Source organism: Glycomyces sp. NPDC050141, assembly GCF_055586545.1.
The window spans coordinates 61,035-86,696 of the sequence record NZ_JBVJHZ010000024.1; the positions used below are offsets into that span (position 1 = coordinate 61,035).

The 25,662-nt window shown below is 70.3% G+C and carries 25 protein-coding genes; 11 read left to right on the forward strand and 14 right to left on the reverse strand.

Going from position 1 to position 25,662, the window contains the following annotated elements:
- Positions 1-60 precede the first annotated feature (60 nt).
- From ACZ60M_RS15645 to ACZ60M_RS15655, 3 genes are all read right to left on the reverse strand, one after another.
- A complete protein-coding gene (locus ACZ60M_RS15645; RefSeq protein WP_465418588.1) occupies positions 61-825 on the reverse strand; it encodes an NAD(P)H-dependent oxidoreductase in 765 nt (254 codons plus the stop codon).
- Between the two features lie 128 nt (positions 826-953).
- Complete coding sequence (locus ACZ60M_RS15650; RefSeq protein WP_465418590.1) at positions 954-1,337, reverse strand: hypothetical protein; 384 nt, start codon at positions 1,335-1,337, stop codon at positions 954-956.
- Between the two features lie 60 nt (positions 1,338-1,397).
- Positions 1,398-2,003, reverse strand: coding sequence for a TetR/AcrR family transcriptional regulator (locus ACZ60M_RS15655; protein WP_465418592.1), 606 nt, complete (start codon positions 2,001-2,003; stop codon positions 1,398-1,400).
- A gap of 117 nt (positions 2,004-2,120) precedes the next feature.
- Between ACZ60M_RS15655 and ACZ60M_RS15660 the strand changes: the two genes are divergently transcribed.
- The gene (locus ACZ60M_RS15660; protein ID WP_465418594.1) at positions 2,121-5,369 is read left to right on the forward strand and encodes a DUF4132 domain-containing protein; all 3,249 of its coding nucleotides are present in this window, start codon (positions 2,121-2,123) and stop codon (positions 5,367-5,369) included.
- 35 nt (positions 5,370-5,404) lie between these two features.
- Here ACZ60M_RS15660 and ACZ60M_RS15665 read toward each other — a convergent pair whose 3' ends face one another.
- From ACZ60M_RS15665 to ACZ60M_RS15675, 3 genes are all read right to left on the reverse strand, one after another.
- Positions 5,405-6,016: an ADP-ribosyltransferase gene (locus ACZ60M_RS15665; protein ID WP_465418596.1), complete on the reverse strand. Its 612-nt coding sequence runs from the start codon at positions 6,014-6,016 to the stop codon at positions 5,405-5,407.
- Between the two features lie 87 nt (positions 6,017-6,103).
- Positions 6,104-7,039 (reverse strand): aldo/keto reductase, encoded by a 936-nt coding sequence (locus tag ACZ60M_RS15670; protein ID WP_465418598.1) that lies wholly within the window; start codon positions 7,037-7,039, stop codon positions 6,104-6,106.
- Entirely contained in the window at positions 7,036-8,253 is a 1,218-nt protein-coding gene (locus ACZ60M_RS15675; RefSeq protein ID WP_465418635.1) for an ROK family transcriptional regulator, read from the reverse strand. The genes ACZ60M_RS15670 and ACZ60M_RS15675 overlap by 4 nt, the downstream gene beginning before the upstream one ends.
- A 100-nt stretch (positions 8,254-8,353) precedes the next feature.
- Between ACZ60M_RS15675 and ACZ60M_RS15680 the strand changes: the two genes are divergently transcribed.
- Genes ACZ60M_RS15680 through ACZ60M_RS15710 form a run of 7 tightly spaced genes read left to right on the forward strand, consistent with a single transcriptional unit; the run spans position 8,354 to position 15,986 of the window.
- Positions 8,354-9,448 (forward strand): Gfo/Idh/MocA family protein, encoded by a 1,095-nt coding sequence (locus ACZ60M_RS15680; protein WP_465418600.1) that lies wholly within the window; start codon positions 8,354-8,356, stop codon positions 9,446-9,448.
- Positions 9,445-10,956: a sugar ABC transporter ATP-binding protein gene (locus ACZ60M_RS15685; RefSeq protein WP_465418601.1), complete on the forward strand. Its 1,512-nt coding sequence runs from the start codon at positions 9,445-9,447 to the stop codon at positions 10,954-10,956. Before ACZ60M_RS15680 ends, ACZ60M_RS15685 begins: the two co-directional genes overlap by 4 nt.
- Positions 10,953-11,951, forward strand: a complete 999-nt coding sequence (locus ACZ60M_RS15690; RefSeq protein ID WP_465418602.1) for an ABC transporter permease — start codon at positions 10,953-10,955, stop codon at positions 11,949-11,951. Before ACZ60M_RS15685 ends, ACZ60M_RS15690 begins: the two co-directional genes overlap by 4 nt.
- Positions 11,948-12,937, forward strand: coding sequence for an ABC transporter permease (locus ACZ60M_RS15695; RefSeq protein ID WP_465418603.1), 990 nt, complete (start codon positions 11,948-11,950; stop codon positions 12,935-12,937). The genes ACZ60M_RS15690 and ACZ60M_RS15695 overlap by 4 nt, the downstream gene beginning before the upstream one ends.
- A 16-nt stretch (positions 12,938-12,953) precedes the next feature.
- Entirely contained in the window at positions 12,954-14,150 is a 1,197-nt protein-coding gene (locus ACZ60M_RS15700) for a substrate-binding domain-containing protein (protein WP_465418605.1), read from the forward strand.
- A complete protein-coding gene (locus tag ACZ60M_RS15705) occupies positions 14,147-14,992 on the forward strand; it encodes a sugar phosphate isomerase/epimerase family protein (protein WP_465418607.1) in 846 nt (281 codons plus the stop codon). The genes ACZ60M_RS15700 and ACZ60M_RS15705 overlap by 4 nt, the downstream gene beginning before the upstream one ends.
- Positions 14,985-15,986 carry a sugar phosphate isomerase/epimerase family protein gene (locus tag ACZ60M_RS15710; RefSeq protein WP_465418609.1) on the forward strand — a complete coding sequence of 334 codons (1,002 nt, stop codon included), beginning with the start codon at positions 14,985-14,987 and terminating at the stop codon, positions 15,984-15,986. The genes ACZ60M_RS15705 and ACZ60M_RS15710 overlap by 8 nt, the downstream gene beginning before the upstream one ends.
- A 39-nt stretch (positions 15,987-16,025) precedes the next feature.
- Here the strand turns inward: ACZ60M_RS15710 and ACZ60M_RS15715 are convergent, their stop codons facing one another.
- The gene (locus ACZ60M_RS15715) at positions 16,026-17,399 is read right to left on the reverse strand and encodes a permease prefix domain 1-containing protein (RefSeq protein WP_465418610.1); all 1,374 of its coding nucleotides are present in this window, start codon (positions 17,397-17,399) and stop codon (positions 16,026-16,028) included.
- A 1-nt stretch (position 17,400) separates the two neighbouring features.
- Positions 17,401-17,769 carry a PadR family transcriptional regulator gene (locus ACZ60M_RS15720; RefSeq protein ID WP_465418612.1) on the reverse strand — a complete coding sequence of 123 codons (369 nt, stop codon included), beginning with the start codon at positions 17,767-17,769 and terminating at the stop codon, positions 17,401-17,403.
- 262 nt (positions 17,770-18,031) lie between these two features.
- On the opposite strand from ACZ60M_RS15720, the gene ACZ60M_RS15725 reads away from it, so the two are divergent.
- Positions 18,032-18,691 carry a nucleoside/nucleotide kinase family protein gene (locus tag ACZ60M_RS15725; protein ID WP_465418614.1) on the forward strand — a complete coding sequence of 220 codons (660 nt, stop codon included), beginning with the start codon at positions 18,032-18,034 and terminating at the stop codon, positions 18,689-18,691.
- 151 nt (positions 18,692-18,842) lie between these two features.
- Here ACZ60M_RS15725 and ACZ60M_RS15730 read toward each other — a convergent pair whose 3' ends face one another.
- Positions 18,843-19,694 (reverse strand): MBL fold metallo-hydrolase, encoded by an 852-nt coding sequence (locus ACZ60M_RS15730; protein WP_465418616.1) that lies wholly within the window; start codon positions 19,692-19,694, stop codon positions 18,843-18,845.
- 215 nt (positions 19,695-19,909) lie between these two features.
- Between ACZ60M_RS15730 and ACZ60M_RS15735 the strand changes: the two genes are divergently transcribed.
- Positions 19,910-20,764 (forward strand): NAD-dependent epimerase/dehydratase family protein, encoded by an 855-nt coding sequence (locus ACZ60M_RS15735; protein WP_465418618.1) that lies wholly within the window; start codon positions 19,910-19,912, stop codon positions 20,762-20,764.
- Between the two features lie 6 nt (positions 20,765-20,770).
- Here the strand turns inward: ACZ60M_RS15735 and ACZ60M_RS15740 are convergent, their stop codons facing one another.
- Both ACZ60M_RS15740 and ACZ60M_RS15745 read right to left on the reverse strand, forming a co-directional pair.
- Positions 20,771-21,685, reverse strand: a complete 915-nt coding sequence (locus ACZ60M_RS15740; protein WP_465418620.1) for a DUF6891 domain-containing protein — start codon at positions 21,683-21,685, stop codon at positions 20,771-20,773.
- Positions 21,686-21,715: 30 nt separating this feature from the next.
- Positions 21,716-22,627, reverse strand: a complete 912-nt coding sequence (locus ACZ60M_RS15745; protein ID WP_465418622.1) for an MBL fold metallo-hydrolase — start codon at positions 22,625-22,627, stop codon at positions 21,716-21,718.
- A 155-nt stretch (positions 22,628-22,782) separates the two neighbouring features.
- Between ACZ60M_RS15745 and ACZ60M_RS15750 the strand changes: the two genes are divergently transcribed.
- Positions 22,783-23,907 carry a hypothetical protein gene (locus ACZ60M_RS15750; RefSeq protein ID WP_465418624.1) on the forward strand — a complete coding sequence of 375 codons (1,125 nt, stop codon included), beginning with the start codon at positions 22,783-22,785 and terminating at the stop codon, positions 23,905-23,907.
- A 20-nt stretch (positions 23,908-23,927) separates the two neighbouring features.
- On the opposite strand, the gene ACZ60M_RS15755 is transcribed toward ACZ60M_RS15750, so the two are convergent.
- From ACZ60M_RS15755 to ACZ60M_RS15765, 3 genes are all read right to left on the reverse strand, one after another.
- Positions 23,928-24,386 carry a hypothetical protein gene (locus ACZ60M_RS15755; protein ID WP_465418625.1) on the reverse strand — a complete coding sequence of 153 codons (459 nt, stop codon included), beginning with the start codon at positions 24,384-24,386 and terminating at the stop codon, positions 23,928-23,930.
- Positions 24,386-25,165: a hypothetical protein gene (locus tag ACZ60M_RS15760; RefSeq protein WP_465418627.1), complete on the reverse strand. Its 780-nt coding sequence runs from the start codon at positions 25,163-25,165 to the stop codon at positions 24,386-24,388. The genes ACZ60M_RS15755 and ACZ60M_RS15760 overlap by 1 nt, the downstream gene beginning before the upstream one ends.
- A 185-nt stretch (positions 25,166-25,350) precedes the next feature.
- Positions 25,351-25,539 carry a hypothetical protein gene (locus ACZ60M_RS15765; RefSeq protein WP_465418629.1) on the reverse strand — a complete coding sequence of 63 codons (189 nt, stop codon included), beginning with the start codon at positions 25,537-25,539 and terminating at the stop codon, positions 25,351-25,353.
- Positions 25,540-25,662 lie beyond the last annotated feature (123 nt).

Consider the following 25,662-nt stretch of genomic DNA (forward strand, 5'->3'; position numbering starts at 1 on the left):
CTCTGTCCCCGTTTCTACGGAACCGGGACCGCCGCGGGTTGCAGAGGGTCCTCCTTTGTTTCAGGCGGTGTGGAGGGCGAAGCCGGTGGCGCCGGGGGATTCGCGGCCGGGGACGAGTTCGGAGCCGTCGGCGCGGGTGAGGCCGGTGTAGTCGCCGCCGGTCTCGGAGCGGTAGGGGATCGGGTCGGCAGTGAAGGCGGTGGCGAGGCGCTGGCGGAACCGCTCGGCGATGTCGTTGTAGCGCTGCGCGTCGAGGTGGACGGCGCTGTGGGCGACGAAGGGCGGGAGGACGTCGAAGCCGGTGAAGTGGAGGAGGCCGTGGTTGAGCGGGAAGAGCAGGTCGTCGATGGGGCCGTTGACGCCGCGTTCGGTGTAGTGGCCGGTGCGGCCGCCGGTGAGGGTGGCGAGCATGGCGCGCTTTCCGGCGAGCGGGCCGTCGCTGCCGTAGCGGCCGAGCTTGGCGCCGTAAGCGAAGTTGTAGGTGAACACCCGGTCGATCCAGCCTTTGAGGATCGCGGGGACGGTGAACCACCAGAGCGGGAAGAGGAGGACGACGAGGTCGGCGTCGCGGAGCTTCTGCTGCTCGGCGCGGACGTCCGCGCTGAGCCGACCGGTCTCGTAGGCGGTTCCCGAGGCGTGCATGAAGTCCGGGCCGGTGATCCCGTCGAAGTCGGTGAAGTCGGCCGCCGACGCCCACTTCATGGCGTACAGGTCGGAGACGACGACTTCGTGGCCCTCGGCGTGCAGGGTGCTCACGGCGAGGTCTTTCAGCGAGGTGGTCAGCGAGTTCGCGTCAGGGTGCGCGTGGACGATCAGTACCTTCATGCCCGCAATCCTGAGCCGGATTCCGGGCCTTGCCCAGAGTCCCTTTGACCTGTGGACGCGTCTTCCTAGGACCAGCAGGACCAGCTTGGGGCCGGACGCATCGCGTCCGGCCCCCGTTGCGTCGCAGGCTAGTGCTCGGCGTACGTGGCGATCAGGAGCCAGACCGCCAGGCCGGCCATCACGGCGAGGGCGATGCGGGTCGAGAGGACCCGGGCCTCGGTCTTGACGTTCTGCGAGACCTCGGGGTAGCCGATCACGATGAGGCCCTTGAGGAGCGCGAGCCACCCGAAGATAGTGACCAGCACGTGCCAGTGCCAGGCCCACTCGTTGACGAGGATGACCGAGGCGAGGCCGAGGAGCAGCGACATCAGGCCGTAGGCGAGGGCGAACGAGCGGTCCTGCACCATGCGCAGCTTCAGGTCGATGAGCGTGGCGGGGCGGATGAAGAGGATCGCGGCGAACGCGAGGGTGAGCCAGCCCCAGAAGAGGGCGAAGAAGGTGGTGGGTTCCATGACGGTACTTCCATTCGCGGGTTGAGCGGAAATAGTCGGGTCCGGTCGGGCTCGGCTTTCTTACGCGGGGTCTTCGGTGTCGCGAAGGCCTTCGCGGGCTTGGTCGCGCAGGTCGGCGCCCAGGATCTCGGGGGCGACGATGCGCATGAGGGCGGCGTCGACGTGCCGCATGCCTTCGGCGCGGAGCACGTTCACGCCGAGGACGCGTGAGAGCTGGCGGTGGAGGACGAACGGCCCGAGCCGCATGGCGACGAACACCGCCGCGTCGGTGCGGGGGTCGCCGCTCGTGTGCAGGTGCGGCGCGGCGGCGGCGCAGAGCTCTTCGAACAGCGGCTCTGCTGCGGGGGAGGACTCGGCGAGCATCCGGGCGAGGTAGCCGAGGACCGGTTCGCTCGCCCGGTGGACCTCGGCGATGAACTCGGGGTCGGACAGGCGCTCGTCCTCGGTGCCCTGCTGGAGCATGAGGCGCCCGAACTCGAGGACGTACTCGTCGCAGGCCTGCCGCAGGCCCTCCTTGTTGGTGAAGTGGTACTGCACCAAGGCGAGCGAGACGTCGGCGCGTTCGGCGATCCGCCGGAGTGCGGCCCCGCGAGCGCCGTGCTCGGCGAACTCGTGGAGCGCCGCGTTCCGGATTCTCGCCCGTGCCGTCAGATCTCCTGTACTCATGTATAGGATACTAGTACTCGCATATAGGTTTGTCGAGTCGGTGTGTCGCGCAAGACAAACGAGCAGCGTTTCGAGGGGTCGCGGCCGGTGTCGTACCCGGTTCCTATGCTCTTCAACGTGACTGAAACGAATCCCTCAACTGCCGTCGACGAGCACCGCGCGGCGTTCCGCGACGAGTGGCGCGAGTACCCCCTCGACCGGCGCGGGCACGGCACGCCGCACGCTGTCGCCGCCGATCCTGAAGCGCCCCAGTGGCTCGAAGCGCTCTACGCGAAGAACGCCGAAGCCATGGAAGTGGTGATCCAGCATCTGGAGGTCCCCGCGTACGAAGCGCCGATCCGGGCCGGGATCGCCGGGGAAGCCGACCCGCTCGGGGCCGCGCTCGCCCTCGGCTTCCTCGCACGGGTCGACGAGGGGATGTACCGCGACATCGAACGGCGCGGGCGGGACGCCTGGATCGCCCGGCACGGCCTCGCCTTCGCGTGCCGGGCCGTGGTCGAGATGATCGGGTACGAGGTCCACTGGTGGGGGGACCGGCGCTACAGCCGGGGGACCGCGCGGATCAGCGAGCCCGGCGCCCACCGCGTCGCCCTCCTGAACGAGCACCTGCCTTTGGTCGCACCCCTGCGCTCACTCCTTGCGGCCCTTCCCGAAAGCGAGTACGCGGCGGTCCGCGAGGCCGTCGCGCCGCACCGCACGACCGACGCCAAGAAGTTCGCCGCCGCGCTCCTCATGCCCGACCAGGACGACTGGGTCCGCGAAGCCCTCGACCTCCACAAGGGATCGCGCAACGGCCGGTACGGCTACGACCTGGTCTGGGCGATCGTCGCGAACCGCGAGGACGCCGAGCGCGCGGAGGCCCGGGTCCTCGGCGTCTACGCCAACGTGGTCGAGCGGATCGCCCTCCTCGTCGACGCGCTCGGCGCCGACGCCCTGCCCGTCCTGGTGAACACCCTCGACGCCGAGCCGCGACCGAGTGTCGAAGTGCGCGAACTGGTCTACGACGCGATCGGCCGCCTCCCCTCCGAAGCGGCCGTCGCCTACCTCCTCGGCGACCTCACCAACCCGCTCGCCCTCGCCGCGGCGCAAGCGGCCGCGAGCCGGTTCCCGGTCCGCACGCTGCGCGCGATCCTCTCGGTCGCCCCGAACGCCCACGCCGCCACCAGGGTCCGCCTCGGCGGATTCGTCACCGCGAACGGCCTGCGGGACGCCGCCGACGCGCTCGACGCCGCCGACCGGGACCGGATCAACGAGCTGCTGCAGCGGCGCCACCCCGACGCCCAGGCCCTGCCCGAGGTCTTCACCACGCCCCCTTGGGCCCCGTACGCGAAGCCCTCCAAACGCGCGGCCCTCGAACTCACGCCCCCTGCCATCGACGAACTGCGCTGGGCCCCAGGGGAACAGGACGAGTGGCGCGAGGCCCCCGGCGGCGCGGACGACTACTGGGCCAACTACCCCCGCTGGCATCGGAACCGCCCCGACGACCCGAACGACTGGGCCTTCAACCACCTCGTCGCCTACGCCCCCGACGAGTACTCCCGCCCCGCGCTCGCGAAATGGGACGGCACCTCCGCGTCGCTCAGCACGGGCACGCTCAAATCGATCCTCGCCCGCTACGGCGACGAGACCAGGGCGCACGCGACGGCGCTCCTCAAACGCAAGACCTCGTTCCGCGAGGCCTTGGCGCCCTTCGTGAACCTCGACGCCGCGCGCCTCACCGCGGGCTGGCTCTCGCGCGGCCGCAACGAGCGCGCCACCGCCAAGGCCTGGCTCGACCGGCACGCCGCTGTCGCCGCCGCGTTCCTTATCCCCGACGCCGCAGGCAAAGACGCCAAGCGCCGCAAGGCCGCCACCGACGCCCTCCGGTACCTCGACCGCTCCGTTGTGGACGAACAGGCCGCGCTGTACGGCGACGAGGCCGCCGCGGCCGTCGCCGCCCTGCTCGACGCCGACCCGTTCGACCCGCAGCTCGCGCGCATCCCCAAGCCCGGCAAATGGGCCGAACCGGCGATGCTCCCGCAGGTGCTCCTCGCCGACCGCACTGCGGCCCTTCCCGATTCGGCGGTCGTCACGCTCATGACCGCGCTTGCGATGGACGACGCCGAGCGCATGTACCCGGGCGTGGACGCGCTCGCCGCCGAATGCGACCCGGCCTCGCTGTCGGCGTTCTCGTGGGGCCTGTTCGAGCTGTGGCTCTCGGCGGGATCGCCGTCGAAGGACGCGTGGGCGATGGACCAGCTGCGCCGCTTCGCCGACGACTACGCCGTGCGGCGCCTGGACGCGCTCATCCGCGAGTGGCCCGGCCAGAGCCAGAACCGCAAGGCGGTGCGCGGCCTGGAGGTCCTCGGCGGCGTCGGCTCGGAGGCCGCGCTGCGCACCGTGCACGCCATCGCGCAGAAGGCGAAGTTCAAGGCGCTCAAGAAGACCGCGGTCGAGCAGATCGAGGTCATCGCCGAGCGGCTGGAGCTCACCCTCGACCAGCTCGGCGACCGGCTCGTGCCCGACTTCGGGCTCGCGGAGGACTCGCTCGTGCTCGACTACGGGCCGCGGTCCTTCACGATCAGGTTCGACGAGGCGCTGAAGCCGTACGTCATCGACGAATCGGGGAAGCGGAAGGCGAGCGCGCCCAAGCCGAACGCGAAGGACGACCCGGAGCTCGCGCAGCCCGCCTACGAGCGGTTCGCCGCACTCCGCAAGGAGCTCAAGGCCACCGCCGCCGAGCAGGTCAAGCGCCTCGAAGCGGCGATGGGCGCCGCCCGCACGTGGACGCGCGCGGAGTTCCAGGAGTTCCTGGTCGACCACCCGCTGATGTGGCACCTGTCGAGCCGCCTCGTCTGGCAGGCCGGCGGCGTGTCGTTCCGCCTCGCCGAGGACCGGACCCTCGCCGACGCCGAGGACGAGCCGTTCGCGCTGCCCGAGGACGCGGCAGTGCGCCTGGCGCACCCGCTCACGCTGGGGGAGGACGTTGAGACATGGGCCTCGGTGTTCGCCGACTACGAGATCCTGCAGCCGTTCGACCAGCTCGCCCGGCCCGCCTTCGACCTGACCGACGAGGAGCGCAAGACCGGACGGCTGCGGTTCGAGGGCGCGACGACCGGCGCCGGGCCGATGATCGGCCTGCTGAACCGCGGCTGGAAGTTCGGCGGCCCGCCCGGACGCGGCGGCTACGGCCTCTACCGGGAGTTCCCCGAGGGCGGCTACGTGTACCTCGACTCGACCCCCGGCGTGCACCCCGGCTACGGGTACGACAACAGCGCCGAGCAGACGCTGGACACGGTCGAACTGAAAATGCCTGACGGAGCGGCGCTCGACCCGGTCGCGGTCTCCGAGGCCATGCTCGTGATTGCGCGGCTCAGCCGCTCATAGCCGAAGGTGCCCCGGGGCCGCGGCCCCGGGGCACCTCAGACCTCGGTCATCTCGATGTCGGTGTACCGGCCGTTGCGGGTCACCTTGTCCACCATGAAGTCCGTGCCCTTGTCGAAGAGGATCTCCTCTTCGTCGTGGTCGGAGTACTCGGTGACGTTCTTCCCGTTCCTGCCGTTGACGGTGAAGCGCGTGTCGCCCGCGAACTGCCCCGAAGCGTGGATGTCCGGGTTCTTCGAGGTGCTGGTGAACGCGTCCTCCTTGACGACCTGGCCCTCCTTGTACTTGTCGAGCAGGCCGGGCTTGTCCTTGAGGTTCGCGCCCCGGTAGGTCTTGCCCGGCTCGCCCGGCAGCTTCGACAGGGCGTCCGAGACGCCGTCGGCCTTGTCCTGGAACTTCTTCCGGAACGGCTTGCCCGTGCCGTCGGGGTTGCGCAGGTAAGGGTTGATCTGCATGAACCCGCCGTTGGTGTAGGTGCGCAGGTTCGCCTTGTCGGTGTCGTTGAACGGCTTGAGCCGGTTGGGTTTCGGCGGCGGTGGCGGCGGGGCCTTCTTCAGGCCCTCGGTGGTCCGGAACGTCGCCGGGTCGTCGAGGACCTGGGAGAGGATCTTCCCTCCGACCGACCCGCTCGGGGATGGCGATCTAGGCATGCGTCACCGTTCCTCTGTTCGCTTCAGGACGGAACGAGTGTATCCGGGCGAAATAGCCCCTTGAGGAACGCGAAGCCTTGCCGCCGTTCAGATGCGGGCTGCCGGGGCCAGCGCCTCCAGCTCCTCCCAGAGGGATTCGGGGATCGCGACGTCGAGCAGCGCGATGGTCTCGGCGGCGCGCTCGGGCCGCGAGATGCCGACCACTGTGGAGTCGATCAGCGGCGAGCGCGTCGAGAACTGGAGCGCGGCGGCGATGAGCGGGACGCCCGCGCGCTCGCAGGCCTCGGCCATCTTGTACGCGGCGGCGGCGATGGCCTCGTCGCGTTCGCCGTAGCAGTACTTCGGCTGCTGCGCAGGGCCTTTGGCGAGCATCCCGCCGCCGTAGGGGGCGGCGTTGAGGACGCCGAGGCCCTCGGCGCGGGCCTTGGTGAACAGCTCCTCGGCCTCGCGGTTGAGCAGCGTGTACCGGTTGTGGTTGAGCACCAGGTCGAATTCGCCGGTGTCGAGGTACTGCTGGCTGAGCTTCACGTCGCCTGAAGCGACGGCCAAGAAGTCGACGGCGCCGGACTCGCGGAGCCCGACGAGCGCTTCGAGGGCGCCGCCGGGTGCGAAGCCGTCCTGCCGCATGAACTCGGGGTCGTGGAGGGCCAGGACCGGCACGGTGTCGAGGCCGAGGCGCTCCAGGCTCTCTTCGAGGGAGCGGCGCACGCGGTCGCCGGAGTAGTCGCCGGTCTCCGGGTCGGCGTCCACTTTGGTCTGCAGGACGAAGCCCTCGGGGAGGCCGCCGCGGCGGCGGATGGCCTCGCCGATGCGGCGCTCGGACAGGCCGTCCTTGCCGTAGTTGTTGCCGGTGTCGAGGTAGTTGACCTCGCTGTCGAAGACCGCGAGGACCGTTTCGACGGCGCGTTCATCGTCCACTTCGTACCCGTACACCGAGTCGAACCCGGCGAGGGTGCTGGTGCCGATGCACAGCGGGGTGACTTCGAGGCCGGTGCGGCCGAGGGAGCGCTTGAGCATGTTCATCCGTTCGTCTTCAGGTCGGTGGTGGCGTCGAGGCGGGCGGGGTCGAGGGCGTGCTCGATGACCATGACGCCCGCGCCGATCGCACCGCTCGACTCGCCCGTGCGGGCGGCGGCGATGCGCAGGTGCCTGGTGGCCAAGGGAAGCGAGCGCTGGTAGATGACTTCGCGGACGCCCGCGATGAGGTGGTCTCCGGCGAGCGCGAGGGAGCCGCCGATGACGATGATCGACGGGTTGAAAAAGTTGACGGCCCCGGCGAGCACTTCGCCGATGTCCCTGCCCGCCTGGCGGACGAGGCGCAGGGCCGGGACGGAGCCGGAGCGGGCGAGTTCGACGACGTCGAGCGAGCCGCCCGCCTGGATGCCCTGTCCGGTGAGGCGCTTGGCGATCGCCGCGCCGCTCGCGACGGCTTCGAGGCAGCCGGTGTTGCCGCAGCGGCAGTGCACGTCGTCGGCGCCCGCGACGCGGATGTGCCCCATGTCGCCCGCCGCGCCCTGCGCCCCCCGGTAGACCTGGCCGGAGGCGATGATGCCGCAGCCGATGCCGGTGGCGGCCTTGATGAAGAGCAGGTGCTCGTACTCGGGCCAGGCGGTGAAGTGCTCGCCGAGGGCCATGATGTTCACGTCGTTGTCGACCATGACCGGCACCGGGATGCGTTCGCGCACATAGGCGGGCACGTCGAAGCCGTCCCAGCCGGGCATGATCGGCGGGTTCACGGCGCGGCCGGTGTCGTGCTCGACGGGCCCGGGGAGGCCGATGCCGACGCCGAGCAGGTCGCTCGCGGAGCGGCCGACCTCATCGAGGAGCGCGAGGCCGTGTTCGACGGTCCAGTCCAGGACCGGCTTGGGGCCCAAGGCGATGTCGAGGTCGGCGTTGGTCACGGCGAGGACGTTCCCGGCGAGGTCGGTGACGGCGAGCCGGGCGTGGGTGGCGCCGAGGTCGGCGCCGAGGACGATGCGCGCGGCCGGGTTGAACGCGAAGGTCGCGGGGGGCCTGCCGCCGGTGGAGGCGGTCTCGCCGGTCGGGGCGATGAGTCCGGCGGCGAGGAGCGCGTCGACCCGGGAGGTGACGGTGGAGCGGGCGAGGCCGGTGAGGGCGGAGAGTTCGGAGCGGGTCCGCGGTGCGCCGTCGCGCAGGAGCTGGAGCAGCGCCCCGGCGCCGACCGAGGCCCCGGGGGCCTGGCGTCGGGGCACATGCGAACCGTCAGTCACACCCATAGTGAACCACACGGGTTTCGACGGAGTCATGACGTAACTGTTTCATAACACCGACAACTTTTGCTTGTGCTCTGTCATAAGTCGGTCCTACGGTCGTCATATGGCTCACGTCACGATCACTCGGCGGGACTACCGCGCGGCCGTCATCGGCACCGGCTTCATGGGCCGCGTCCACGCCCGCGCCATCGCCGTCGCCGGAGGCTCGGTCGCGGGGCTCATGGGGTCCTCGCCCGAACGGGCCCGCGAAGCCGCCGCCGACCTCCGCGCCGATACCGTGTTCGACGATCTGGAGGCCGCGATCGACGCCGCCGACGTCGTCCACGTCTGCGTCCCCAACCACCTCCACGCCCCGATCGCCCTGGCCGCCATAGCGGCCGGGAAGCACGTGGTGTGCGAGAAGCCCCTGGCGACGGACGCCGCGACCGCCCGCGCGATGACCGAGGCCGCCGCCGCGGCCGGGGTCGTGGCCACGGTGCCGTTCGTCTACCGCTTCCACCCGATGGTCCGCGAGGCCCGCGCCAGAGTCGCGAGTGGACAGATCGGTCGCCTCACCCTCGCGCACGGCTCCTACCTCCAGGACTGGCTGCTGCGCCCCGGCGACGACAACTGGCGGGTCGACGCCGACAAGGGCGGCGCGCTCCGCGCCTTCGGCGACATCGGCTCCCACTGGTGCGACCTCCTCGAGTTCGTCACCGGCGACCGCATCACCGCCGTCAACGCCCAGCTCGCCACCGTGAACCGCAGGCGCTCGGGCCGTGACGTCTCCACAGAGGACATCGTGACGCTGCAGTTCGCCACCGCCGCCGGGATGGTCGGCTCCACCGTGATCAGCCAGGTCTCGGCCGGACGCAAGAACCGGCTGCTGCTGGAGATCTCCGGCACCGAGTCCACCGTCGCCTTCGACCAGGAGCGCCCCGAGACGCTCTGGATCGGCGGCCGGGACCAGAACGCCATCGTGATGCGCGACCCCGACCGCCTCAGCCCCGACGCCGCCCGCCTCGCCCGCGTCCCCGCCGGGCACGCCCAGGGCTACCAGGACTGCTTCGACGCGTTCGTCGCCGACACCCGCGCCGCGATCGACGGCGACACGCCCGACGGCCTGCCGACGTTCGCCGACGGCCTGCGCGCCGCCGAACTCGCCGAAGCCGTCTTCGCCTCGGCCCGGACCCGCGACTGGGCGGAGGTCCCGCGATGACCCCCGTGCTCGCCATGCGCGGCATCGGCAAAGCGTTCCTCGGCGTCCCCGTGCTCTCCTCAGTGGACCTCACGGTGAACCGGGGTGAGGTCCACGCCCTGGTGGGGGAGAACGGCGCAGGCAAGTCCACGCTGATGAAGATCCTCGCCGGCGTCCACACCGCGGACGCAGGCACCATCGAGCTGGACGGCCGCGCCGTCTCCTTCACCCACCCCGCCGCCGCCCAGCGCGCCGGGATCGCCACGGTCTTCCAGGAGTTCAACCTCCTGCCCGAGCTCACCGTCGCCGAGAACGTCCACCTCGGACACGAGCCGCGCCGCCGCGGCCGCATCGCGCATCGCGCCATGAACGAGGCGACCGCCGCGGCCCTCGCCGACCTCGGCGTCCCGGACCTCGCCCCCACCGCGAAAGTCGGCTCGCTCTCGGTCGCCCACCAGCAGATCACCGAGATCGCCAAGGCCCTCTCGCACGGCGCCGACCTCATCTGCATGGACGAGCCGACCGCCGCGCTCGCCGACGCCGAAGTGGCCCTGCTGTACCGGCTCGTCGAGCGCCTTCGTGAACGCGGGGTCGCCGTCCTGTATGTCTCCCACCGGCTCCGGGAGATCTTCGACCTGTGCGACCGGATCACGATCCTCAAGGACGGCCGCCTGGTCGACAGCGTCGCCACCGCCGACATCACCCCCGACGAGCTCGTGACGCGCATGGTCGGGCGCCGCATCGAGGCCCAGTTCCCACCCCGTCTGCCCGGCACCGAAACGGGCGACGTGCGGCTGCGGATCACTAATGGCGGCAACGACTTCGTCGACCGAATCGACCTCGAAGTGCGCGCGGGGGAGATCGTCGGCCTCGCCGGGCTCCAGGGCTCGGGCCGCACCGAGATCGCCGAAGCGGTCTTCGGCATCGCCCCGTTCACGCGCGGCACCGTCCAGGTCGACGGCCGGGACGTGCGGATCACGCGGCCCCGCAAGGCGATCGCGGCCGGGATCGCGCTCGTCACCGAAGACCGCAAAGCCCAGGGCCTCGCGCTGCACCAGTCGGTGAAGGCCAACGCCCGCATGGTCCTCGACGCGAACGCCCGCGTCCACTCCCGGCGGCGGCTCGCCCGCATCGACGGGCTCCTCTCCAGCCTCGACCTCGTCGCCCGCGGCGGCGACCAGGAGGTCCAGTTCCTCTCCGGCGGCAACCAGCAGAAAGTGGTCGTCGCGAAATGGCTAGCGGCCGAGCCGGGCGTGATCGTCCTCGACGAGCCGACGCGCGGGATCGACGTGGGCGCCAAGCACAAGCTGTACTCCGTGATCCGCGACCTCGCGGCCGAAGGGCTCGCGGTGCTGCTCATCGCCTCCGAGCTCATCGAGGTGATCGGCCTGGCCGACCGGATCGCGGTCCTCCACGACGGCCGCATCGCCGGGACCCTCCCCGGCGGCGCAACTGAGCAGGAGGTCATGGCCTACGCGACGGGTCGCAACGGTGCACACCAGAGACGTGAAGGGACCGAGCCGGAATGAAGACCCTCACCCCTCGCCTCAGCACCACTGCCCTCATCTATCTCGCCCTCGTCGGAGTCCTCGCAGTCGGCGCCGCCGCCGTCGCGTTGGACGGCGGGAACCTGTTCGCGACCGCGAACCTCGTCGACATGCTCACCCGCACCAGCCTCACCGGGTTCCTCGCCATCGGCATGACCCTGGTGATCCTGTGCCGGTCCCTGGACCTCTCGGTCGGGTATGTCGCGGCCCTCTCCAGCCTCGTCGCCGCCACCACTATGGATGGACAAGCGGCCAACATCCCGCTCGCGGTCGCCCTCGTGCTGCTCGTCTCCGGCCTCATCGGCGCCGCGAACGGCGCGATCGTCGCCTATCTCAAAGTGAACCCGTTCATCGCGACCCTCGGCACCGGCCTGATCCTCAAGGGCTACCTGGACACCGAGTACAGGGGCCCCGCCGGGGACGTCCCGGCCGTGTTCCAGCAGTTCGGGTACACGCGGATCGCGTTCGTGCCGGTCTCGGCGCTGGTGATGCTCGCGGTGGCCGCCGCCGCGGTCTGGTTCCTCCGGTCGACGCGCACCGGCCACCACATGTACGCCGTGGGCGGCGACGCCGACGTGGCACGCATGTCCGGCATCCGCACCAACCGGGTCCTGCTCGCCGCGCACGTCCTGTGCGGCATGTGCGCCGGGCTCGCGGGACTGCTCCTCGCCGCCCGGTTCGGCACCGGTTCGGCCGAGGCCTACACGAACCTGTACGAGCTGGACGCGATCGCCGCGGTCGTGCTCGGCGGCACGCTCCTCCTCGGCGGCAAGGGCGGCGTCGCCGGAACAGTTGCGGGCGTGGCGATCCTGGCCGTGCTCGACACCGTGTTCAACGTGATGCAGATCGACCCGTTCGCGAAGGACGTGCTGCGCGGCGCCGTGATCATCACGGCCGTCGCACTGTACGCCCGCCGCCAGCTCGACCGCAGCGCCCGCAGACCCCGCTTCGAGGCGGCCGCAAGGAGGTCGTCATGACACGCCTGCGCCGTTTCGGCGCCGCCCTCGTCGGCGGCGGCACCGGCACCGTGTTCCTCCTGATCGCCCTGGTCTTCGCGGGCATCCTCGCGATCAACCCCGGGTTCTTCGAGGCCCCCTCGCTCATGGCGTTCCTCAAGCAGGCCGCGCCGCTGGTGATCCTCGCGGCCGGGCAGTACTTCGTGATCGTCTCGGGGAACTTCGACCTCTCCGTGGGCGCGCTCGTCGGCGCGCAAGTGGTGATCGCCGCGCGGCTCATCGACGGCGAGGAGTCCCGCACGGTCCCCGTCCTACTCGTCATGCTCGCCTTCGGCATCGGTGTGGGCCTGGTGAACGGGCTCATCACCACCGTCCTTAAAGTGCAGTCGTTCATCACGACCCTCGGGATGCTCCTGGTCCTGTACGGCGCGATCCGGCTGTGGACCGGCGGCGCCCCCACCGGCGCGCTCTCGGAGACGTTCCGCACGCCCGGCCGCCTCGGCATCGAGACGCCCGTCGCCCAGATCCCGTGGGCGCTGCTCATCATGCTCGCCCTCGGCGCGGCCGCGATCCTGTTGATGCGCACAAGGTTCGGCCGCATCCTCATGGCATCGGGCGACAACGAGCTCGCCGCGAAGCGCTCCGGCGCCCGCGTCGACACCGCCCGCACGGCCGCGTTCGTCCTCTCCGGGATCTCGGCCACCGTCGCCGGCGTCCTCATCGGAGGGTTCGCGGGCGTGAGCGCCCAAGTCGGCGAGGGCCTGGAGTTCACCGTCATCACCGCTGTGGTCCTCGGCGGCGTCGCGCTCGGCGGCGGGCGCGGCACGGCGCTCGCGGCCATGGCCGGGGCGCTCGCGATCGAGGCCCTGTTCACCCTGTTCAACCAGATGGCGCTGCCCGCGACGCTCCGCCCGGCCGTGCAGGGCGTCATCATCATCGCCGCCGTCGCCTACGCCGCCCGGCGGCGGACCGCCGCCGCTGTACCCGCAACCGCCAGTCCCTCATGAAAAGAAGGTCCGCATCATGCAGACGACACGCCTAGCCTCCGCCGCGGCGGCCGCCCTCGGGCTGCTCCTCGCGACCGGCTGCACCACCGACACCCCGACCGAACCCGAAGCCGACGCCACCACCGCAGAATCCGGCGATGAGTGGTTCGTCCAGGCCGAGTACGACGAGCAGCTCGCCCAGCGCGACATCGAACCCGAAGGCGACCCGGCCGCGCCGTGGCTGCAGGCCATCGAACCCGAATGGGTCGACACGAGCGGGTTCAAACGCGAGGGCGGCGACGCCACCGTGTGCTTCTCAAATGCCTCAGTCTCCAACCCTTGGCGCGTCACGGGCTGGATCACCATGCAGGAGCAGGTGAAGGTCCTCCAGGAGGCCGGGGCCATCGGCGAGTTCCGCACCTCGGACGCCGGTGACGACGACGACCAGCAGATCTCCGACATCCAGGCGTTCGTCGACTCCGGCGAATGCGACGCGCTCATCATCTCGCCGTCCACGACTGCGACGCTCACGCCCGCTGTCGAGACCGCGTGCGCCTCAGGGATTCCCGTGATCGTGTTCGACCGCGGCGTCAACACCGACTGCGCGACCACGTTCATCCACCCGATCGGCGGCTACGCGTACGGCGCGGACGCCGCCGAGTTCCTGGTCGACAACCTCGAACCGGGGTCGAAGGTGCTCGCGCTGCGCATCCTCCCGGGCGTGGACGTGCTCGAACACCGCTGGGCCGCGGCGCAGCAGATCTTCGGGGACTCCGAGATCGAGGTCCTCGGCAACGAGTTCACCGGCGGCGACGCGGCCGAGATCAAGAACATCGTCACCCAGTACCTGCAGCGCGGCGACGTGGACGGCATCTGGATGGACGCCGGGGACGGCGCGGTGGCCGCGATCGAGGCGTTCGAGGACGCCGGGAAGCCGTACCCGGTGATGGCCGGGGAGGACGAGCTGTCGTTCATGCGGAAGTGGAAGGAGACCGGGATGACCGCGATCGCGCCGGTCTACTCGAACTTCCAGTGGCGCACACCGGTGCTCGCTGCCACAATGATCCTGAACGGCGAGCAGGTCCCGGCGGAGTGGGTGCTGCCGCAGGAGCCGATCACGGAGGCCGACTTGGACGACTACCTCGAACGCAACGCCGACATGCCTTCGCTGCATTATGCGAAGTTCGGCGGCGAGGACCTGCCCGGCTTCCCCGACGCCTGGCGCGACCGTTGACCCGAGCGATCGGCGTCAACACGTGGGTCTGGGCCTCGCCGCTCGACGACGAGGCCCTGGCCCGGCTCGCGCCCGCGATCCGCGACTGGGGGTTCGACGCGATCGAGCTCCCCGTCGAGTCCCCGGGCGACTGGGACCCGGTGCGCGCCAGGGAACTCCTGGACGAACTCGGCCTCGACGCCACGGTGGTGCTCGTGATGGGACCGGGCCGCGAGCTCGTGGCCGCCCCGCACGCCGTGGTCGCCGGGACCCAGGAGTACCTGCGTCGCGTCGTGGACGCGGCGGTCGCGGTGGGCTCCAAGGTGATCGCGGGTCCCGCGTACGCCTCGGTCGGCCGCACCTGGCGCATCGAGGACCGGCCCGCGGCCTACCGGGAGCTCCGCCGGAACCTCGCCCCGGTCGCCGAGTACGCGGCCGAGCGCGGCGTCACCGTCGCCGTCGAACCCTTGAACCGCTACGAGACCAGCCTGGTCAACACCGTCGACCAGGCACTGGACGCATTGGACGATCTGCCGGGAACCGCACTGGCCCTTGACGTCTACCACATGAACATCGAGGAGACCGACCTCCCGGCCGCGATCATCCGCGCCGGGGACCGGATCGGGCACGTCCAGGTCTGCGCCAACGACCGGGGTTCCCCGGGGCGCGACCACCTTGACTGGCGTGCCCTCCTGTACGCGCTCGACCTGGCCGGATACCCCGGCCCGCTCGTGATCGAGTCGTTCACCTCGCACAATGCAACCATTGCCGCGGCCGCCTCGATCTGGCGGCCGCTGGCACCGAGCCAAGACGCCCTCGCCGTCGACGGACTCGCCTTCCTGAGGAGTCTCACCGATGACTAGACCGATCACGCTGTTCACCGGCCAGTGGGCCGACCTCCCGTTCGAGGAGGTGTGCCGCCTCGCCTCGGGCTGGGGCTACGACGGGCTCGAGGTCGCCTGCTGGGGCGACCACCTCGACGTGGTGCGGGCCGCCGAGGACGACGACTACGTGGCCGAGCGCAAGGCGATCCTCGAATCGTACGGGCTCGGCCTGTGGACGATCTCGAACCACCTTGTGGGCCAAGCGGTCTGCGACGACCCGATCGACGACCGGCACCGCGCGATCGTCCCGGCCCGCGTCTGGGGCGACGGGAAGCCCGAAGGGGTCCGCGAGCGTGCCGCCGAGGAGATGCAGGCGACCGCGCGCGCGGCCGCGAAACTCGGCGTCGACACGGTCGTGGGCTTCACCGGCTCGGCGGTATGGAAGTACGTGGCGATGTTCCCGCCCGTGTCAGAGGCCGTGATCGAGGCGGGCTACGACGACTTCGCGGCCCGCTGGAACCCGATCCTGGACGTGTTCGACGCAGAAGGCGTCCGGTTCGCGCACGAGGTGCACCCCTCGGAGATCGCCTACGACTACTGGTCGACGCAGCGCGCGCTCGAAGCGGTGGGGCACCGGACCGCGTTCGGGCTCAACTGGGACCCGAGCCACATGGTGTGGCAGGACATCGACCCGGCGGCGTTCCTGTGGGACTTCCGGGAGCGGATCTACCACGTCGACTGCAAGGACACGCGCCGCCGTTTCGACGGCCGCAACGGGCGGCTCTCCTCGCACCTGCCCTGGGGCGACCCGCGGCGCGGGTGGGACTTCGTTTCCACGGGCCACGGCGACGTGCCCTGGGAGGACTGCTTCCGCGTGCTCAACTCGATCGGGTACGCGGGCCCCATCTCGATCGAGTGGGAGGACGCCGGGATGGACCGCCTGCGCGGCGCCCCCGAGGCCCTCGAATACGTGCGGGGCTTGAACTTCGACAAGCCCGCGGCCTCCTTCGACGCCGCGTTCAGCTCCGAATAGGACGAATCCCGGGCCGCTTTCGGCGGCCCGGGGTTCGCTTTACGCGAAGGCGAAGAGCGGCGGGAAGACCAGCACCACGGTCCACGCCCAGGCGGCGTACACCGGCACGTAGTCGGTCTGCCACTTCTCGAGCCGCGCGAACGTCTTGCGGCCCTGGACGATCCGCCAGTACAGCCAGGCCGTCCAGGCGAGGTTCACGAACAGGACCAGGTTCTCGCCGAGCGCGGCGCTCTTGTTCGGCGTGAAGCCCCATTCGGTGATGCGGCCGGTGATCGCGACGAGCACGAGCACGTCGATGAGCAGGGCCGCCACGACGAGCGCGAGCTGCATCCAGTCGAAGAACCCGGCGGGCGCGCCGGGGTCGCGGGCCGAGATCGAGTACAGGACCAGGCCGAGCACGACCACCAGGAGCAGGTCGAACAGGATGAGCATGTCGCGCTCGACGTCGATGGCGTTGCTGGTCACGCCGATCGCGACGAGCACGGCCACGAGCGTCACCGCGAACAGCGGCGTGAACACGCGGGTGAGCACCGGCGCCATGTTCTCGATGACGGACTGCTTCGCCTCGACCAGCCATGCCGCGACGACCACGGCGGCCGCGCCGCCGCAGGGGACGAGCCACTCGCTGATGAACGTCTCGGCGTCGATCCCGATGGCGTTGAAGGTGCCCGCGGTGATCCCGGTGAGCACGCTGCCGCCGAGGCAGATGAGCACGAAGTAGATGAACCACTCGCCGGTGAACCGGATGAAGTCCATGCGCTTCTGGCCCGAGCGCCATTCGCCTGCGGCGTAGGCGATCCCGACGACGAGCCACAGCGCGAGCGGCAGGTGGATCGCGGTGAGCACTATGGACTGGGAATCTCCGTAGTTCGAGGCACTGGCGAGCGGGTACGCGTTCGCGGCGACCGCCCCGAGCGCGAACAGGCCGGTCAGCGCGAGCACGGTGCCGCGGCTGACGGCGCGCCGCCACGCCAGGTAGGCGGTGAGCGGCGCGAGCACGAGCAGGCCCAGGTTGCGGACGTAGAACTCGGCGCTGTCGTCGAACCCGAAGCCGAACAGCGCGGGGAGCTTCACGGCGAGGACGCCGAGGGTCGCGCACACGACCATGACGAGGAGGCCGCGGCGGCGCTCGGCCGCGGCGGAGGCGTCCTCGTCGGTGAGGACGAGCTGCTTCCACAGCCGGTCGGAGTGCTCGCGGGCGAACTCGCGGGAGAGCTCGTCCATGCGGCCCATGCGTTTCACGGCGATGAGGAAGGCCTCGTCGGCGTGGAGGCCCGTGGTGGTGAGGTCGGCGACGCGCTCGCGGAGGTGGTCTTCGAGCTCGTCCACGTCGGCGGTGGCGACGGCGCGGCGGCGGAGCATGTAGGAGCGCCACTCGGCGATCTGCGTCTCCAGGTCGTCGTTCTCGGTCATGTCACCCCTCCAATACGGGCCCGGCGATCGGCGGGGCCGATCGCGTGGCCTTCCAGATGTCTTGCAGCGCTTCGGTGACGGCGTCCCACTGCCGGCGCTGCTCGGCCAGTTCTCTGCGGCCGTCGGGGGTGATGGCGTAGTACTTGCGGCGGCGGCCGCCCTCGGGGGTGCGCCAGTGGGACTCGACGTAGCCGAGCCTCTCGAGGCGGTGGAGGAGGGGGTAGAGCAGGCCCTCGGTCCATTCGAGGCGGCCGCCGGAGCGTTCGCTGATCTCCTTGAGGATCGCGTAGCCGTAGCTCTCCTCCTCGGCGAGGATGCCGAGTACGAGCGGGGTCGCCGAGGCGGCGACGAGGTCTTTCGTGATGTGCATGAGGGGGCGCCTCCTAACCCTAGTAGTTCTATGCCTTGAGGTTCTATGCATAGTAGTGCCAGGGTATGTATTTCCGCAAGACACCAGGTCAGGACGCGGCAGCGGGGCCGAGCAGGCGCACCCGCTCGGCCCCGCCCTGCAATCGGTCAACCGTTCGGCACGATCACCGCGCCCCGGCGGCCGTGACCTCCAGGAGCACCTCCCCGCCCGAATCCGGACCGCCGGGGACCCGCGCGGGCGGGCCGTCGGCTAGGTTCGGCGCGTGGACATCGCAGACGACCCCCAGGCGCTGTTGGACCGCGCGAAGGCCCTCACCGCGCCGGGCCGCGTGCTCATCGGCATCGCGGGCTGCCCCGGCGCGGGCAAATCGACCGCCGCCGCGTGGCTCGCGCACGCGCTCGACGCCGACGGCCGCCGGGCCGTGCAGGTCCCGATGGACGGGTTCCACCTGGCGAACGCCGAACTCGTGCGCCTCGGCCGCCGTGACCGCAAGGGCGCGATCGACACCTTCGACGGCCACGGCTACCGCGCCCTGCTCGAACGCCTCGCTGCCGAACGCGAAGCACCGGTCTACGCCCCCGAGTTCGACCGCCGCGTCGGCGAACCCGTCGCCGGCTCGATCGCCGTCCCGCCCGAGACCGACATCGTGGTCACCGAAGGGAACTACCTCCTCGACGACGACGGCCCCTGGCCGCGCGTGCGGGCCGCCCTCACCGAGGTCTGGTACTGCGAGACGCCCGAGCCGCTGCGGCTGGCGCGGCTCGTGGCCCGGCACGAGCGGTTCGGGAAGTCGCCCGAGCGCGCCCGCTCCTGGGTCGCCGACGTCGACGAGCGCAACGCCGAGCGCATCCGCGCCGCCAGGCACCGCGCCGACCTCGTGATCAACCTCGAGGCCCTGGGCATCGGCCGGCCCGACGCGTAAGGCGCAAGCGTTCCGGCATGCCCGACGAGCAGGGCCGCACCGCACCCGCTTCGGCGGGCTCGACGCCTGATCGGGAGCTGCGCCTTGGCAGTCGGACGTGCGACGACGCGGCCCGCCCGCCCGGCCGCTGACTTCGCCCGAGCGCTCGGCCTCAAGCCGACAGCGGCGGCAAGGCGACGAACGGCTGGGTCAAGTGCGAGGACGCCACGTGCAGCGTGCCCGCCGTTCGAGCCGCCAGCATCCGTTCCCTTGAGCGCCTTGCCTCTTCGGGGTCGATCTCGAACACGTAGGCGAGTTCCGGGTAGAGCGCCTGGATCGCGTGGACGAGGAGGTCGCCGGTGATGAGCACCGACTCGCGGCCGTCGGCGACGAGCACGCTCTGGTGCCCGGGAGTGTGCCCCGGCGTCGCGACGACCCGGCCCGCGTCGCGCAGCGGCGCGTCGCCGTCGAGCAGCCGGAGCTGGTCGGATGATTGGAGCGGGTCGATCAGCGACGCGCGCAGCTGCGGGTTGAGCGTGTCGACGGCGTCGAACTCGGCCCGCTGGATCAGGTAGGCGGCGTTGGGGAAGAAGGCGCCGAGGCCGGTGCTCGGCCCGTCCCCGCTCGTGGTCACGGCCTCCTCGGCCACGACGGCCCAGCCGATGTGGTCGGTGTGGAGGTGCGTGAGCACCACGGTGTCCACTTCAGACGGGTCGATGCCGGCCGCCGCCAGCGACTCCGGCAGTTTGCCGGGCAGCGGAGCCCAGGTCGCGGCGGCGTCGGCCGGGCCGATCCCGGCGTCCACCACGGTGACGCCCTCGGGGCCGCGGATCGCGAACGCCCGGAAGTTGAGGGACCAGCGGCCTTCGGCGTCGACGGCGCCGGGGTCGAACCGGTCCACCGCCGCCCACTGCTCGGCGGTGGCCTCCGGGAAGGCGCCTTCGCGGGACGTGAACGGGAAGGGGCCCACGCCATCGGCGAGGGCGATGATCTCGGTGGATCCGATGCGAATGGAGGGGGTCACGGCGCGATTCTGCCACGATCGGGTGACACCGCCGCCGCAGCCGGGCGTTTCTGTCGTACCCCCCTGCCATCGTGGTGACAACGGTCCCCGGGGTGGGTGGGGGTTAGGGATGGTAGACAAGCGCAAGCACCCCAATAAGCAGGCCGTTTGGGCTGGAGTGCGCTCCAGGTCGTAGGCTGCGGGCGGATGTACCGATCAACACATGGGGGAAGAGCATGGCACGCGTGGCGGTGACCGGCGGCAGCGGCAAACTCGGACGAGCCTGCGTCCGCGACCTGATGGAGCACGGGTACGAGGTCGTCAACCTCGACCGCGCGCCCTCGCCGGACGGCCTCGCGCCGTTCCTGCAGATCGACCTCGCCGATCACGGTCAGGTCGTCTCCGCCCTCACCGGCGTCGACGACCGGTACGACCGCCTCGACGCCGTCGTGCACCTCGCCGCGATCCCCGCCCCGGGCCTGCGCCCGAACTCGGCGGTCTTCCACAACAACATGCTCAGCACCTACAACGTCTTCGCCGCCGCCAAGACCGCCGGCATCGACAACGTCGTATGGGCCTCAAGCGAGACCGTGCTCGGCCTGCCCTTCGAGACCCCGCCGCCCTACCTCCCGGTCGACGAGGAGTACGAGCCCCGGCCCGAGTCCACCTACTCGCTCGTCAAGACCCTCGAAGAGGCCATGGTCGGCCAGCTCTGCCGCTGGAACCCCGCCCTCAAGGCCACCGGCCTGCGCTTCTCCAACGTCATGTACGTCGAGGACTACGCCGCGTTCCCCGCCTTCAACGAGGACCCGAAGCTCCGGGACTGGAACCTCTGGTCCTACATCGACGCCCGCGACGGCGCGCTCGCGATCCGCCTCGGCCTCGAACGCGAAGGAACCGGCAAGGAGGTCTTCGTGATCGCCTCACCGGACACCGTGATGTCCACGCCGACACCGGAACTCGTTGCCGCCCACTACCCGGACCTCGAGCTCAGGCGGCCCGTCGCCGGCCACGAGACGCTCCTGTCGATCGACAAGGCCCGCAGGCTCCTCGGCTTCGACCCGAAGCACACCTGGCGCGACCACGTCTGAGGGGATCTACTCCAGGCGCTTGCGCCACTCCAGGTCCGTGATCCTGATCCGGGTCTCTTCCGAACCGTCCCAAGCGGTCTGGAACCCGTGCGCCTGCAGGGTCTTGACCACGTCATGCCCCACCGCGAGCGTCTCCTCCACCAGGTCCGACCGCGATCCGTAGGCGAGGTACAGCACGCCCTCATGCGCGGACTCGGTGTCCTGCATGTGGAAGAACACATACCCGCGGTGCTCGGGGTCGGCCTCGTCCCAGATCTCGGTGGTGCCGCAGCGCTGGCAGCACGCGAAATGCTCCCGCGCCACGATCCCGCCCCTGTCGATCGCCGCGAACGCCTCGGTCAGCCGGTCGCAGTCTGTGACGCCCCAGTCCGCCTGCTCGGCGACCCGCTCGCGCCACATCGGGGCGAGAATCTCGCGCGCCTGGGCCCGCGTGATCGGCGGGTCCGACTCGGACATCTCCTCGAGGTCCTGCACCATCCGGTCGAACGAGAGGTACCCCATCTCGAGGTACTTGGCGGCCAGGACCGTGGTCTCGGCGGCCGCTTCGGGGGACGGCGCGGGCACCGGCTCCTCGTCCCACCAGTCCGCCGGCTCCCAGGGATGCGCTCCCTCCCAACCGGGTTCGTTGCGCGCCCAGGCCACGAACACCTCGGCCGCCGCCTCCACGGTCAGCGTCGTCTCCAGCCACGGCTCGTCGCCGACCCGGTACGACACCTCGACGTGCCCGGAACCGGACTCGCCCGCGGCCTGGATCGTGTCGTGCGGCAGGTCCGGGACCCGCTGCACGACGATCCACTCCAGGGACCCGTCATCGAGCCCGCGCACGCGCTCGCCGAGCGCGTCCGCGGTGAGGTGCGCGAACTTGCGGTTCCGGTCGTCGTAGCCGCGGATCGCCAGCGGCTCGTCAGGGGTCTGGCTCATCCGGCCACCCTACGACGCCGCCTCCAGCGGTCAGACCTCGTACCAGATGTGGAAGTCGTCGTACTTGTGCACACCAGGCGCGCCGCCGATCTCCCGCACGGCCTCCTGCAGCGCCCGGAGCTGTTCCACGCGCATCGGCAGCGCCGCCTCGTCCGGCTGGTAGGTCGAGCCGCGCGGGTAGTCGAGTCCCGGTTCGACGGACATCTCGACATGGCAGCCCAGCAGGTGCGACACCGGGTGCTCCTCGCACCACGCCACCAGACGGTCCACAGTGGCCTCGAACGCGTCCCAGTCCTGCACGTACAGCCGACCCGGGTAGAACGTGTCGCCGGTGAGCAGCAGGCTCGTCCACCGGTCGTAGAACACCGTCGCCGACGCGTGGTGCCCCGGCCCCGGCACGACGTCGACCACCCGGCCGCCCAGGTCGAGCTGGCGCGGCGTGTGCGGCCAGTCCTCGAACCCGTAGAACGCCCGCACCGCATCGAGACCCGGACCGACCACAGTGGTGTCAGGACGGTCCGCGAACTGCGCGTCGGCGGCCTTGTGGTCGCCGTGGCCGTGCGTGTGCGCGACGACCAGCCGGTACTCCTCGCGCCGGTGGCGCCGCAGCCACGCCTCGATATGCGCGTCCACGACCTCGCGCAGCGGGAAGTACTCCGGCTCAGGGGTCGCGCCGGTGTCGACGAGCAGCGCCGCGTCATTGCCGAACAGCAGGAACATGAACGGCGCCTCGTAGTTCACGGACTTGTTCTGCCGCATGACGACCGTGTGCTCATCGGCGAAGTGCGACTGGATCTCCGGCGCCGGGTCGTGCTTCGGCGACGGCCAGCCCGCGTGCCAGTCAGTTTCCAGGTCGGGCGTGCACCCGCCCGGACGGAACCGCACCGGGCGACCCGACCCGCCTGTCTCCTCGGCACCTGCCGGACGTTGTTCGAAAGCCATGGCACCCACGGTAAGGGTGCCGAGTGCGCCGGCGGCCAACAGGCTGCGGCGGCGTGTCTCGGTCGCGGGACTTCGGTCGTAGACCTCTCGAACGATTCGCTACAGTGGCGCGACAGTCCCGCCCTGCCTGAACCCCTTGGAAGGCGGTCGCCGAGATGCGCCGTGCCGCGATCACCCTGCTCGCCGGAGCCTTCGCGCTCACCGGATGCTCAGATCCGGAAACCGAGGTCACCGCCGAGGACGTCACCGCCATCGAGGCCAGCATCGTGAACGGCTCCGCGCTGGCCTGGGAACTCAGCCAGACCGAGGCCCGGGTCGCGAGCATGTGCATGCAGGACGAGGGTTTCACGGTCCACGATTCGAGCGCGTTGCACGGCAACACGTACCCCAACCGCTTCGAGGGCTTCGACGCCCCGTACTCGCGCATCCCCACGGTCGAGCAGGCGCAGAAGTTCGGTTTCGGCACCTGGGTATGGGCGTCCGAATCCGAAGAGGCCCTTGCCATGCGCGAAGACCTGGACTTCCTCGCCTTCACCGCCGAGGAACAGGGTTGGCATGATCCCGCCGAGGACGCCGCGTACGCGGAGTGGGACGCGACGGACGAGGAGTACCAGGAGTCCTGGACCGTGGCGTTCGTCGGTCCGGAGCGAGCCGCCTATGAGCAGGCCGTGTCAGAGGCCTACGAAGGGGCCGACACCCCGGAGGAGGTCGAAGCGGTCGACACCGAGGCGCTGGGCCCGCAGCCGCCCTTCGGCGGCTGCGAACTGAAGACCATCGAGATCGTCTACGGCGAGGTGTTCCACCGGGAGGTCGACGGCGAGGACTACTGGAGCCGGCCGGACCTGGAGAGCCCGCTCACCTGGATCGGCGACGGCGAGCTGTACGCCGAGCTCTCGAACGAGTACGCCGAACAGGAGGACGACTTCCTGATCTGCCTCAGTGAACGCGGCTACGGCGAATGGGACTTCGACGACCTGGGATGGCTGCCTACGTGGGAGTACCTGAGCCAGGTCGAGGGCAGCGGTGTCACCGGCCAGGGCGGGGAGGTCCCGCCGCTCCCCGATGATGCCGAGGACGCCGACCCTGTGGCGTTCGAGTTCACCATGGCCCTCGACTTCGCCGAGTGCGCCGAGGGCAGCGGCCTGCGCGACGGTTCGGACGAGGCCTGGGCCCGCATGAGCGTCGAGAGGGTCATCGACCGCGAATCCGAGGTCTACGCCTGGGAGCAGCAGATCCAGGAGTACCTGGACAACGCGCAGGACTACCTCGCGGGGAACTAGCGGACGTCTTCACCACTGGCTCAGAGCGATTCCGGGACCTGCGGCAGTTCCGGTGCGCCGCTAATGGGTTCGACAGTGCCGAGGATGGCGATCGCGCCGTCGTCGAGCCGGTCGTCGTCGAGTATGACCTTGCCGTGGCTGCCGTCGGCGGCGACGAGGGTCCAGCGGTAGTCCTCGGCGGTCTCCGGTCCGAAGACCGCCCGGTGCTTCAGCCTCGTAGCGAGTTCCACCGCCACATCGAGGAGTTCGGGTTCGCCCGCATGCGAGGCGAACGCGTCGAAGCCGACGAACTCCGCATACGCGCCCGGCCCCGAACCGGCGGCGACCTGGGCGATGACCGGACCGGCCACGGGAGCGGCGAAGGCGTTCCCGTCCCAGACCTCGATCTGCTCGCGGGGAATCGCGAAGGCGTCGGCGGCTTCGGCCGCGAGGACGCCGAGGTCCACCGGCTCTATGAACACGATCGTGTAGTCGCGCATCAGGCCCGCTCCTGTCCCTGATTGAACACGTTTCGGGCAGTTTCCCATGTTTTATCCGTCATGTGGCGGCTGAACCGGGCGATTTGCGGGTCGCGTTCGGCCGCCGCCCGGTCCCCCTTGTAGACCTTCAGGCCTTTGAGCGCGGTGTACTCGAGCTTGTCCAGCTCCACGAAGCCGTTGCCGCGCACGGGATAGACCGTCCCCGTGGGCTTGACGCCGTAGGTCCGGTCGTTGACCTTGTAGAGGTTGTCGCGCACGTACGCGGCCCGGCCGGTCTTGATCGCGGCGATGTCGGCATCGGTGTCGACGCCGGGCATCACGACGGTGTTCTGCTCTTTGGCCGGGCTCTTCATCTGGAGTTTCCCGAGGAAGTGCCGCTTGCTGATGCCGGTCGGCGCGACCGAGGCGACCGGTCCTTTGAGCGGCAGCGGCTCCTGCCCGGCGGCGCTTCCCGCCGCTGGAGCCGAACGCGAAGCGCGGCCCCGGTCGGCGTGTCCGGCACCGCTTCGGAGGGCGCCCGCAAGTAAACCCTTGAGCGCATCGACTTGCTGCCGAAGGGAATCGAGGGCATCGGCCAAAGCATTGGCATGGCCGGCGAGTTCTTCCGCCCGGTCTCCGGCGACTTGCGTCTGCCGCGCCGTGGTCTCCACTCCGATGGCGTCGAGTCGCGCCGCCAATGAGTCGAGGAGGTCTTTCGAGGACGTGATGCTTCCGGCGAGTTCGCGCGCGCTGTCGGCATTCGTGGCGACTGAGCCAGAAGCTTCTTCGATACTCGACACCGGAGCTCCTTCCGGGAGGGGTCCAGTCAGTATGGAGGCTCGACGATGTGATCACAACCACGCGTGTCGTTGCGCGGCATGCCAACATTCGAAGATGGGCCGGCCGACCCCCACCAGGTCGACCGGCCCCGCCGGGAGAGTTAAGTCTTCGGTTCGCTCGCGCGTCGATGGCGCAGGAAGGGCGCTCATCCGTCGCAGTACCGGCTGTCCCACGGGCGCGTGGTGACCTTGTAGAAGACCTTGAACGCCGTGTCCTCCAGCCAGACCTTCCACTCGGGGGAGTAGGAGCGCCAGACATCTCCCCAGGTCGCGTGCAGGTAGCCGGTGTTGATGCCGGAGACGATCATGACGATGTCCGCGCGTTCGCCCGGCACATAGACCTGGAACGAGTCGGGCGCGTCGACATTGAACCCTTCTCATCCTGGGTGAGTTCCGTTGCAGGGCAAGGAAGAAGCTCCTGGTACAACAGCAGTCGCCAAACACACTGCGCCCCAGGA